The following is a 545-nucleotide window of genomic DNA, read 5'->3' on the forward strand; positions in this document are numbered from 1 at the left end:
CTTTCATACAAAAATAGCCACGAGGGCTTAAGAACAGATCTAATAATCGTAACATACGTTCTTCATCGTCTACTAATAAAATTTTCACCATAATCTTGTGCACCCCAAACTCTTCATTCTACTTGTATAGTTTACATGAAAATAATAAAAAACTCTTTTTATGTGATTGAATGGATGGCTGATTTTTTCAATCAGGGCAATTGACATAAAAAATGCACTAGTTTTGCACAACTATTTTTTATAATAGAAAACGTAGCGACACAAATACCCTATGTTGCGACATAACGTCATGTCATTTTATTTATAAAATGACAATTCCATTCTATTGTGTATGTGAGATAGAGAGGGTTTTCGTATTCACCTCGCATCGGATAAGAAAAATTTCCTATCTCACACTTTTTTTAATATAAAGGGGATTGTACACATGAGTAAAAAAATAGAACATTTACAAAAAGAAAAGCAAGATCGTAATGCGATTGTAATGTGTGTTGCGGTATCTATGCTTATTATGATAAGTTGTGTAAATAAATTTTTCGGGATTTTAT

Annotated in this window: 1 pseudogene; it reads right to left on the reverse strand. The window is 30.8% G+C overall.

Annotated features, from left to right (window positions below):
* A pseudogene (locus V7038_RS28110) lies at nucleotides 1-91 on the reverse strand (response regulator transcription factor); the annotation flags it as partial.
* Nucleotides 92-545 lie beyond the last annotated feature (454 nt).

It is taken from the genome of Bacillus sp. JJ783 (assembly GCF_036963225.1).
GTDB classification, from domain to species: domain Bacteria; phylum Bacillota; class Bacilli; order Bacillales; family Bacillaceae_G; genus Bacillus_A; species Bacillus_A cereus_U.